Annotated in this window: 7 protein-coding genes; 4 read left to right on the forward strand and 3 right to left on the reverse strand. The window is 72.8% G+C overall.

The genetic code is table 11. The annotated features are described in order from the left end of the window. The 3 genes from VGI02_RS04075 to VGI02_RS04085 all read right to left on the reverse strand — a co-directional run. A partial coding sequence (locus tag VGI02_RS04075) for an FTR1 family protein (protein WP_331625988.1) occupies nucleotides 1-147 on the reverse strand: 147 nt, incomplete at its 3' end. A 218-nt stretch (nucleotides 148-365) separates the two neighbouring features. Further along, a complete protein-coding gene (locus VGI02_RS04080) occupies nucleotides 366-1,142 on the reverse strand; it encodes a COG4705 family protein (protein WP_331625982.1) in 777 nt (258 codons plus the stop codon). Between the two features lie 69 nt (nucleotides 1,143-1,211). After that, on the reverse strand, nucleotides 1,212-2,513 hold the full coding sequence (locus VGI02_RS04085) for a ferredoxin reductase family protein (protein ID WP_331625983.1): 1,302 nt from the start codon (nucleotides 2,511-2,513) through the stop codon (nucleotides 1,212-1,214). A gap of 474 nt (nucleotides 2,514-2,987) precedes the next feature. Between VGI02_RS04085 and VGI02_RS04090 the strand changes: the two genes are divergently transcribed. From VGI02_RS04090 to VGI02_RS04105, 4 genes are all read left to right on the forward strand, one after another. Continuing rightward, nucleotides 2,988-3,821, forward strand: a complete 834-nt coding sequence (locus VGI02_RS04090; RefSeq protein WP_331625984.1) for a COG4705 family protein — start codon at nucleotides 2,988-2,990, stop codon at nucleotides 3,819-3,821. Then, nucleotides 3,818-6,430 (forward strand): AMP-binding protein, encoded by a 2,613-nt coding sequence (locus VGI02_RS04095; RefSeq protein ID WP_331625985.1) that lies wholly within the window; start codon nucleotides 3,818-3,820, stop codon nucleotides 6,428-6,430. The genes VGI02_RS04090 and VGI02_RS04095 overlap by 4 nt, the downstream gene beginning before the upstream one ends. A 77-nt stretch (nucleotides 6,431-6,507) precedes the next feature. After that, nucleotides 6,508-7,731, forward strand: coding sequence for an alpha/beta hydrolase (locus tag VGI02_RS04100; protein ID WP_331625986.1), 1,224 nt, complete (start codon nucleotides 6,508-6,510; stop codon nucleotides 7,729-7,731). Then, nucleotides 7,728-8,861, forward strand: coding sequence for an acyltransferase family protein (locus tag VGI02_RS04105; RefSeq protein WP_331625987.1), 1,134 nt, complete (start codon nucleotides 7,728-7,730; stop codon nucleotides 8,859-8,861). The genes VGI02_RS04100 and VGI02_RS04105 overlap by 4 nt, the downstream gene beginning before the upstream one ends. Nucleotides 8,862-8,865 lie beyond the last annotated feature (4 nt).

Here is an 8,865-nt window from a genome sequence, read left to right on the forward strand (position 1 = left end):
GCAGATCGCGACCGCACCGCCGACCCCGAACCACATCGAGCGCAGCGCGCCGGGCGGACCCTGCCGTTTCAGGAACCCGGCCACGATCCCGACGATCAGAGCCGCTTCCAGGCCCTCCCGCAGCCCGATGACGAATGTGGCCAGCACCGACGTCCCTCCCGGATCAGCACAGGCTCACCTCAATGAAGTGAGCCTCACCTTATCGACGTCGAGAGTGAACAGGACGCCGTACGCCGGGACAAGAGATAGGTGGAGAAAGGCCCGGAAACTCTGCAATCCACGATTTTCAGAGTTCTCTCACGAAATATCAATGTTCGGTGTGCTATAAGGCGGCACGGTTCCCGAGAGGAGTGGGTGAGAAATGCTCAGGACGACGAGACCGAGGTGACGGGCCGTCCTCCCCCGATCTCGAGCCCCACCACGACGGCGACGATGGCCACCAGCGCCACCAGGGAGACCACGCCGGTCCCGATCCCGGCGCCGCCACGGGAGGCGGGCACGCCGACCCAGTCGGCCACCGACGCGCCGAAGGGGCGCGTCATCACATACGCGATCCAGAACGTGGCCACGGCGTTCGCCGCCGTCCACCAGCCCGCCACGAACGGCAGCACGAACAGCATCCCGAAGATCACGATCGAGCCCGCATACCCGATTCCGAGAGTGGTGGCGGTGAGATCTCCCAGGGCCGTGCCGAGCGCGAAGGTCAGGATGACTGCCGACCAGTAGAAGAGCTCCCGGCGGCGGGTGTCGATGCTGTGCATCGACAGGGTTCCCTCGGCGCGGTACCAGACGCCGAATGCCGCCACGACGGCGAGCAGGAACACCACCGTCGACACCGCGTAGGGCACTCCGAGCACGACGTGGACGGCGTCGGCGCACGTCGTGCCGAAGACGCTGACCATCAGGACCGCGAACCAGTAGACCCACGCGCGGTAGGCACGTTCCCGGAGCTGCAGCGCCATCGCCACGACGAATCCGAGAGCGCTGAGGAGAATTGCCGGGACGGGGCCCAGCGCGACCGCCGCCCAGTCCCAGGTGGTCTCGCCCATGCCCGTCGTGAGCAGTTTGGCCACCCAGAACCACACCGTGATCTCCGGGACCTTGGCCGCGGCGAAGCGCATTCCCGCCGGGGGGAGATTCATGGCGATCATCGTCGCGAGCGGATCATGTGTGGCTCATGAATCCGATTCGTCCTCGATGGGCCTGCTCGGTCAGAAACTGAACACCTCCTCGTGAATGCGACGGTGGGGGACACCCGCGTGATGCAGCGCGGAGCGCAGCGCCTGCGCGAGCCCCGGTGACGCGCACAGGTAGACGTCGCACTCCGCGAGGCCCGGCACGAGGCGGCGCAGGTTCCATCCGGTGATCGCGAGTGCCGGGTCCGAGGAGGGACCGATCATCCAGACGATGCGGGCGCCGCGGTGGGTGGCGATCCGCTCCAGCTCGGCGCGGAACACCACGTCGGTCGGTCGCGACGCGCGATAGAGCAGCGTCAGCTGCCCCGGCCCGCGCTCGAGGGACTCGAACAGCGCGCGCATCGGTGTGATCCCCACCCCACCCGCGATGAGCAGCACCGAGGGTTGCGTGCTCCGGTCCGCGGTCATCGCCCCCGACGGGCCCTCGGGGATCACCAGCGTGCCCGGGCGGACCGACTGCACCAGCCGGCTCCCACTTCCCAGTGCCTTGACCGTGATCCGCAGGAACTCCCGGTGCGGGGGCGCCGACAGCGAGAAGGGGTGTGCCCTCCACCAGGTCGCCGGGGTGAGGAAGCGCCACCGGAAGAACTGGCCCGCCTCGGCGTCGAGCTCCTCGAGGTGACGCCCGCGCAGGATCAGGCTGACCACGCCGTCGGCCTCACCTCTGACCGCCTCGACACGCAGCCGGTGGCGCCAGGCGAACTCCAGCGGAGCCACCACCCGGTGCCGCAGGACCAGGGCGAGCACCCAGGCGTGCATCAGGGTCCACAGCACCTGCACCACCGGGAACCCGGCGAGGTTCGGCCCCGCGAGCTCGTGGAGGAACGACAGCGCAACCGCGATGTAGACGAGCAGGTGAATTCCGTGCCAGGCCTCGTAGGAGACCCGCCGCCGGGCCGCCCGCACCGAGAGTCCCGCCACGGCGCAGAAGAGCCCGGTGCCCGCTGTCGCGGCGAGCAGACCGGGAAGACCGAGGACGCCGATCAGGGACATGAGCGGGCCCTCGCCGCGCGCGGCCGACCACGACGCGACGGCCGCCGCGGCGTGCACCAGCACGAGCACGATGAACACCCGGCCACCTCGCGCGTGCCAGCGGGCGAGCACGTCGGAGCCGACCCTGCGTTCGAGCACCGGTGTCCGGGACATCAGCAGGAGCATCACCGCGGTGAGGTAGCCCGCCAGGAGGCCCGCGACGTGGGCGAGCAGGGACGCCTCGGGGGCGACCTGTGGCGCGCCGAGGAGCGCGAGCGCAGTGGCGGCGCCCGCCCCTGCCCACAGCAGGGTGAGGACACCCCGGGCGTAGCGCGTCAGGCTCATCGACCGCGGTGCCCGCGACCGCGGTCCGACCGGTCGAGCGTCCCGCCCGGAGGGGCGCCGGCTCGTCCCGCCGCGTCGACCCGCGGCGCCGGGGAAGCGGCCGTGTCAGCGGCAGGCGCGACCGGTGAGGTCGCCGCCCCCTGGGTCCCGACGACGACTGCGACGGGAAGACGCCGGTGGGGCGGTGGGTCACGAGGGTGGGTCCGTTCGCTCAGGGTCCGACCCGGTCACCCGGCGGATCTGTCCCGCGGGGCGTCGAACCGATCACTCGACCCTCGCGGCGTGCGGTAACGGTCGGACGAGATCCGGGTCGGAACGCGGTAAGACTCCGGCGGGTGAGCCGGCCGTGGGGACCCGGGGCGTTCTTACCGAGTTCCGACCCGGGCTACGACGGGGCTTCACCCGCGGCGATCAAGGTTCTCCTGGGCCCGGTCGACCGGCGGGGCCATGGATGAGACCCGAGGAAGGCCCCCGATGCCCTCGACCGGAACCACGCCCTCACGGACGCGCGTCTCCACCCTCATGAGCAAGGTCCCGGAGATCACCCTGATGTTCTGGGTGGCGAAGCTGCTCACCACCGGGATGGGCGAGACCACCTGGGATGCCCTGGACATCGCGTTCGACCAGTACATCGCGGTGGCGATCACCGGAGTCCTGTTCGTCGCGTCGATGGTCATCCAGTTCGCGGCGCGCCGGTATCACGCCTGGTCGTACTGGTTCGCGATCGTCATGGTCAGCGTGTTCGGCACGACGGTCGCCGACCTGGTCCACAACGACTTCGGCGTGCCGTACACGGTGTCGACGGTGGTGCTGCTGGTGCTGGTGCTCGCGACCTTCGCGCTCTGGCACCGCGTCGAGGGGACGCTGTCGATCCACTCGATCACCACCCGGCGGCGAGAGATCTTCTACTGGGTCGCTGTCCTGCTGACCTTCGCGCTCGGTACGGCGGCCGGCGACTGGACGGCCTCCACGCTCCACCTGGGCTACCTGCCCTCGGGCATCATCTTCGGGGTCCTGTTCCTGATCCCGGCGATCGCCTACCGCTGGTTCGGGCTCAACGCCATCGCCGCGTTCTGGATGTCCTACATCCTGACCCGCCCGTTCGGTGCCTCATTCGCGGACTGGTTCGGCGGCCCTCCCGGGCGCGGCGGCCTCGCGCTGGGCATGGACCGCACCGCCATCGTCCTGACCGTGATCATCATCGGGGTCATCACCTACTTCGCGGTCTCGAAGGTCGACCGCCCGCAGGCGCTCGACGCCGACGCCGTCGGAGCCGACGCGGTCGAGAGCGAGGCGACGACGCGATGACGACCGCAGCCCCGCCCCGCCCCGCCCCGGCGTTCGTGACGGGGCTGCGCCACCACGGCGCCCGGACCGCCCTCATCGGCGACGGCGAGCGCCTCACCTACGCCGAGCTGGCCGACCGCGTCGACGACGCCGCGGTCGCCCTCGGCGGCGGCGACCGCAGGCTCGTCCTGCTCGCCGCGTCGTCCACCGTCCCGTCGTTGATCGCCTACCTCGCCGCCCTGCGCTGTGGCCACGTCGTCCTCCTCGCCCCGGCGGGCGACCCCGGGACGATCGACGCGCTGCGCGGCGCGTGGCATCCCGACATCGTCGTCGGGCCGGACGGCGACATCACGACGAACCCGGGGGGACGTCGCCACGAGCTGCACGATGACCTCGCGCTGCTGTTGGCGACGTCCGGGTCGACCGGATCGCCCCGGCTGGTCCGGCTGGCGGGGGCCTCGCTGGACGCCAACGCCGCGGCCATCGCCGACTACCTCGACATCCGCCCGACCGACCGCGCGGTGACGACGCTGCCGCTGCACTACTGCTACGGCCTGTCGGTGGTGCACTCGAACCTGCTGGCCGGCGCGGCGCTGGTGCTCACCGACGCCTCGGTCACCGAGCCCGCCTTCTGGGACCGGGTCCGCGCCCACCGCGCGACCAGCCTGCACGGCGTCCCGCACAGCTTCGCCCTGCTCGAGCGGACCGGCTTCGCCGAGATGGACCTCCCGCACCTGCGCTACGTCACCCAGGCCGGCGGGCGTCTCGTCCCGGACCGGGTGCGCCACTGGGCGCGGATCGGCCAGGAGCGTGGGTGGCGCTTCGTCGTGATGTACGGCCAGACCGAGGCCACCGCCCGGATGGCCTACCTGCCTCCCGAGGTCGCGGCAACGGCGCCCGACGCGATCGGGGTGGCGATCCCCGGCGGGGAGCTGCGCATCGACGACCCGGACGACGACGGCGTCGGCGAGATCGTCTACCGCGGACCGAACGTGATGCTCGGCTACGCGCACACCCCCGCCGACCTCGCGCTCGGGCGAACCGTCACCGAGCTGCGCACGGGCGACCTCGGCCGACGCCGCCCGGACGGGCTGTTCCAGGTGACCGGCCGTCGTTCCCGGTTCGTCAAGCCGTTCGGCGTGCGGGTGGACCTCGACGCACTGGAGACGTTGGTCGCGGGGAAGGGGCTCACCGCGGCGGTGACCGGGGACGACACCCGGCTCGTCATCGCCGTCGAGCGTCCCCGCGCCGCCGACGGACCGCTGGCGGAGGCGACGGCGGAGCACGACCTGGCGGCGCGGGCCCGCGAGCTCCTGGCCGCCCGGCTGCACCTGCCGGCCGGTGCGGTGGCCGTGGTCGTCGTCGACGATCTCCCGCGGCGCCCCAACGGCAAGCTCGACCACCCCGCCGTCGCCACCCTGGCCCCGACCGGCACGGCTCCGACCGGCACGGCCCCGACCCACACGTCGCACAACCGGGTCCACGAGATCTTCGCCCGGACCTTCCCCGGCCAGGAACTCGACGACCGGGCGTCGTTCGTCGACCTCGGCGGGGACTCCTTGACCTACGTCGGCGTCTCGGCCGACCTCGAGCGGGCGCTGGGCGAACTGCCACAGGGGTGGGACACCATCCCGCTGGGCGACCTCGCCTCCCGGGCCACGCCCACCCGGGCCCCGTCGCGCTGGTCACGACTGGAATCGGTGATCGTGCTGCGGGCGCTGGCGATCGTGCTCGTCGTCGGCGAGCACGATCATCTCTGGAGCCTGCTGGGCGGTGCGCACCTGCTTCTCGCCATCGCGGGCTGGACGTTCTCGCGCTTCCTGCTCACGCGCGGCGACGATCAGGACGCCACACCGGGAGTGTCGGCACGGTTGCCGCGTCGCATCCTGCGTTCGGCGGCCCTGATCGCCGTGCCCAGCTCGCTGTGGATCCTGCTGCGGGCCACCATGACGGGCTCGGTCCACTACGCCGACGCCCTGCTGCTGGGGTCGGTGTTCCATCCGCTGGTGCAGGGCTATTGGTTCGTCGACTCCCTGGTCCAGATACTCGTGGCGATGGCCCTCCTGTTCACCGTGCCCGCCGTGCGCCGCTTCGAACGGCGGCACCGCTTCGGGCTGCCGGCGATCGTGCTCGCCGCTTCGCTCACGCTGCGGCTGGTCCCCAGCTACGACCGGATCGTGACCTCCGACCTCTACAGCACCCACCTCGTGATCTGGCTGTTCGTGCTCGGCTGGATGCTGCACCGCGCCGTCACGCCCCTGCAGCGCACGGTCACCGTCGCCGCCGCGCTGGTCCTGGTGCCGTCGTTCTTCGGTACCGGGTACGAGCGCGCGGCGATCGTGCTGGTCGGTCTGGGTGTCCTGCTCTTCGTCGAGCGCATCCGCGTCCCGCGGGTGCTCGTCGCCCCGCTCACCGCGATCGCCGGCGCGTCGCTGGGCATCTACCTCACCCACTTCGCCCTGCTGACCCTGCTCGACGTCGGTGTTCCACCGGTCGTGCTCGTCGCGCTCGGACTCGTCGTCGGGATCGCGGCCTGGCGGTTGGGCAACGCCGCCGTGCGCCGGGTGGTGCTCCGCCACGGCGTCCGCCGCGGGCCGGTTCCGGCGCCGGTGTCCACGGCACCGTGCTGAGGGGCCCGACGACCACGTCCGGTCGCCCCGGGAGGCCACGTTCCCCGGGCGACGCGGTCGGGGACGGCCTCGCGCTCGTGGTCCTGACCGGGATGGCCGGTCTCGTGCTGGTCGTGGCCGACGACGCCTGGCGGCCCGGGCGCACCCTCACCGGGCTCCTGCCGCCCTCGGCGCTCCTCGTGCCTGCGTACAGCCCCGTGCTCTGCGCGGTCGCCGCGCTCGCCGTCGCGGTGGCGTCGCTCCTCTGGCTCCGGGCCCGGCGCGGGGGTACGGCGTGGTCGGTCGCCGCCGGTGCGGTGGCGCTGTTCAACGCGGCGGCGCTGGTCGCGATCGGGTTCCCGGTCGCGTCGGTGGTGAGTACCACCGTGCACGCGGGCGGCTCGATCGACCCGGTGCGCGCGGTCGGCCTGCCCCATCGTGCACGGCGCGGACCCGATCTGCGCCCGGTGTTCACGACGACCCCCGAGGGGGCCCCGCTGCACCTGTCGGTCTGGCGGCCCTTCCCGGGAACCACCTCCTCCGACGGCTCCGGCCCGGCCGCCCTCGCCGGGACGGCCGGGCGGGCGCCCGTGCTGGTGTGGGTGCACGGCGGGGGCTGGGTCACGGGATCCGACCTCGGCCAGGCCGCAGCGCTGACCCGCTGGGCGGACCGCGGCTGGCTGGTGGTCAGCGTCGAGTACGGCCTGGACGCCCCCGGCCGGCCGACCTGGGACCGTGCCGGGCCCCAGGTGGCGTGCGCGCTGGGCCGGATCGCGACCGACGCGGCCTCGCTCGGCGGCGACCCGGGCCGGATGGTGCTCGGGGGCGACTCCGCCGGCGGGCAGCTCGCGGTGTCGGTGGCCTATCACGCCGCCTCGGGCACGCAGGCCTCGTCGTGCGGGTCGGCGGTCCCCGTGCCGCATGCGGTGGCGGTGGAGTACCCGGCGGTCGACCTCGTCGACGGCTATCAGCACGGCGCCCGCTCCCCGGTTCCGCAGTTCGACGCCCGTTGGCTCGCCGCGACCTACACCGGTGGCAGCCCGGCGGAGGTTCCCGAGCGCTACCGGGCGATCTCGGGTGCTGCCGCGCTGACGCCGCAGGCCCCGCCGACGCTGGTGCTCGCCGCCGGACGCGACAGCCTGGTCCCGCTCCCGGGCCTGCAGCGCTTCGTGGCGGCGGCCCGGGGGGCCGGGGTCGACACGACCCTGGTCACCGTGCCCTTCGCCGACCACGCCTTCGACGCGATCGAGGGCTCGCTCGGCTCCCAGGCAGCGACCTCGGTCCTGCAGCACTGGGCTGGCAGCCGGGTGGGCGCGCCGTGACCGCACGCCGCAACCCGTGGACGGACCTGTTGCGGGTCGCCTCCCTGGTGATGGTGATCCTCTACCACAGCACCGACATCGGGCCGCAGATCTACCCGCAGCTCCTCGCCCGGCACCTCGTGTTCGGTCACCAGATCGGGGCGAGCCTGCTGCTCGTGATCTCCGCGTACCTCGCGGCGGGCTCGCTCGCGGACCCCGCCCGCGCGAGCACCCGGTGGTGGTACTCCCGGGCCGCCCGACTGCTCCCCGGATTCGTGGTCGGCACCCTCGCCGCGACCCTCGCCCTCGACTGGCTCGCCCCGGCCGGCATGTACCGCGTCGGTGTCCCCGACCTGCTGGCCAACCTCGCGATGCTGTGGAACTGGAACGGCTACCACCACTGGGACTACGTCGACGGCTCGTACTGGACCCTGCCGCTGCAGCTCGGAGCGTTCGCCCTCGCGCCGTGGCTGCGCCGCAGTCGGCTCGGGTGCGGGCGTGGGCTGCGGGTGCTGCTCTGGGTCGCGGTGCTCGTCCCGCTGGCGCAGTGGCCGCTGGCCCAGACCGCGGGCGGGCTGTACGACTCGGTCGTCGATGGGCTCGGGTTCTACCGCTGGCACCTGTTCGTCGCCGGCGTCGCGGTCTGGATGCTCGGCACCCGACGACTGCGCCGTGCTCACGGTGTCGCGCTGCTCGCAGTCTGCGTCGGCGCGCACACGGTCCAGAACGGCTGGTGGTCGCCCACCGAGGGACTGGTCACCGACGGGTGGTCGGTGGTCGGCATCGGGCTCGGCGTCATCGCGCTGCGGCTCGCCTCGCGGCTCCGCGCGGTCGGCCTCGAGCCGCCTCGCGCGGTGTCACGCCCGGCCGCCCGGTTCGCCGAGATCTCCTACGGCGTCTACCTGGTTCACCAGACGCTGGGGTATGTGCTCATGCTGCGCCTGCAGGAGTGGTTCGGCGCGGGCCCGACGGTCCAGACCCTCGCCATGCTCGCGCAGGCGGTCCTGCTCGGCGCGGCCATGACGCGGTACGTGGAGCGACCCGCGCACCGAGCCCTCCTGTGCGCCTTCGACGCCCGCACCCGCCCCGGACCGGCGCCCCCGGCGCCCTCCGAGAGGCTCCCGGTCCTCGTCGGAGCGGGGGCGCGCTGACGCC

The organism is Actinomycetospora sp., assembly GCF_036497245.1.
Lineage (GTDB): Bacteria > Actinomycetota > Actinomycetes > Mycobacteriales > Pseudonocardiaceae > Actinomycetospora.

Excerpts from the sequence above, each read along its gene's own strand:
- VGI02_RS04095 (WP_331625985.1), top strand. The coding sequence starts at position 3,818 with ATGACGACCGCAGCCCCGCCCCGCCCCGCCCCGGCGTTCGTGACGGGG.
- VGI02_RS04080 (WP_331625982.1), bottom strand. The coding sequence starts at position 1,142 with ATGAATCTCCCCCCGGCGGGAATGCGCTTCGCCGCGGCCAAGGTCCCG.
- VGI02_RS04085 (WP_331625983.1), bottom strand. The coding sequence starts at position 2,513 with ATGAGCCTGACGCGCTACGCCCGGGGTGTCCTCACCCTGCTGTGGGCA.
- VGI02_RS04090 (WP_331625984.1), top strand. The coding sequence starts at position 2,988 with ATGCCCTCGACCGGAACCACGCCCTCACGGACGCGCGTCTCCACCCTC.